The organism is Mycobacterium kyorinense (assembly GCF_001672775.1).
In the GTDB taxonomy this organism is placed as follows: Bacteria; Actinomycetota; Actinomycetes; order Mycobacteriales; family Mycobacteriaceae; genus Mycobacterium; species Mycobacterium kyorinense_A.
In genome coordinates, this window is sequence record NZ_LZKJ01000022.1 from 1 (window position 1) to 1,406 (window position 1,406).

Annotated in this window: 2 protein-coding genes; both read left to right on the plus strand. The window is 62.3% G+C overall.

Annotation, left to right across the window (positions count from 1 at the left end; genetic code table 11):
- A partial coding sequence (locus A5707_RS01410) for a cytochrome P450 (RefSeq protein WP_065012746.1) occupies window positions 1-1,089 on the plus strand: 1,089 nt, incomplete at its 5' end.
- Entirely contained in the window at window positions 1,086-1,277 is a 192-nt protein-coding gene (locus A5707_RS01415) for a ferredoxin (RefSeq protein ID WP_082969180.1), read from the plus strand. The genes A5707_RS01410 and A5707_RS01415, both read left to right, overlap by 4 nt.
- Window positions 1,278-1,406: the final 129 nt, after the last annotated feature.

The following is a 1,406-nucleotide window of genomic DNA, read 5'->3' on the forward strand; positions in this document are numbered from 1 at the left end:
GACTTCTACGCGCTGACCCGCCACGAAGACGTGGCGGCCGCATTCAAGGATTTCGAGACCTACTCGTCGGCCCGCGGTTGCGATTTGGCGATGGTGCGTTCGGGCGAGGTGCCCCAGAAATCGATCATCTTCATGGATCCGCCCGACCATCGCCACATGCGCAGCCTGCTCAACAAGGCGTTCACGCCACGGGCCATCCAATCCCAAAAGGAGACCGTCCTAGAGCTGGTCGAGAAGTACCTGAGCGCGGCCAACCCGGACCAGTTCGATGTTGTGCAGGACTTCTCCGGCCCATTCCCCGTCGAGGTCATCACCAGCATGGCCGGAGTGCCGGAGGAATTCCGGCAGCAAGTGCGCCACTGGATCGACACCAGCCTGCACCGTGAACCGGGACAGGTCGGGTGGAGCGAAGCTGGGATGCAGGCCAACCTCGACAGCGCAATGTATTACTTCAGCCTGATCCAGCAGCGGCGCGAGGAGCCGCAGGAGGACATGATCAGCCGGCTCATCGCCGCCGAAATCCCGGGCGATGACGGTCAAATGCGCAAGCTCGACGATATCGAAATCACGGGTTTCGCCGTGCTTTTGGGCGGCGCCGGCGCCGAAACTGTGACCAAGCTGGTTGGCAACGCGGCGGTCATCTTCGCCCGCAACCCGGACCAATGGCAGAAGCTGCTTGATGACCGCAGCAAGGTCCCCGCGGCGGTCGAAGAACTGTTGCGGTACGAAGGGCCGGTCCAATACAACGTCCGCTACACGCTCAAAGAGGCACACGTCAGCGGTGGCACGATTCCTGCCGGCAAGCCGGTGTTCTTGATCGGCGCCGCAGCGAACCGGGATCCCGACGCCTTCACCGACGCGGACACGTTCGACATCGATCGCGACCAGACCGAGGCGCAGCACCTTGGTCTTGGGTACGGGATCCACAGTTGCCTTGGCGCGGCGTTGGCCCGCATGGAAAGCCGGATCGCGCTGGAGAAGCTGCTGGACTTCATGCCCCGCTACGAAGTGAATTGGGATGGCCTGCAACGCGTCCACATGCAAAACGTCGCGGGCTGGCAGAACGTTCCGGTGAAGGTGATTCGGTGAAAGTAGAAGTCGACTACGGATTGTGCGAAAGCAACGGTGTCTGCATGGGCATCAATCCGGAAGTCTTCGATCTCGGCGACGACGACGTGCTGAGAATTCTCAAGCCGGACGTCACGCCGGAGACGGAGGAGGACGTGCGGCAGGCTATCCGCCAGTGTCCGCGTCAGGCGCTCTCGCTCACGGAGTAGTCATCACCCCGACTTGTCGCCGGGATGTGGCATAATCGAACGCATGTTCGATGAAGGTGCTGACCTGCTGGAATGCATGGTGGCGGCGTCGCGGGCCGAAAACCAAGCGGCCGGTCAGCGGCTGGCAGC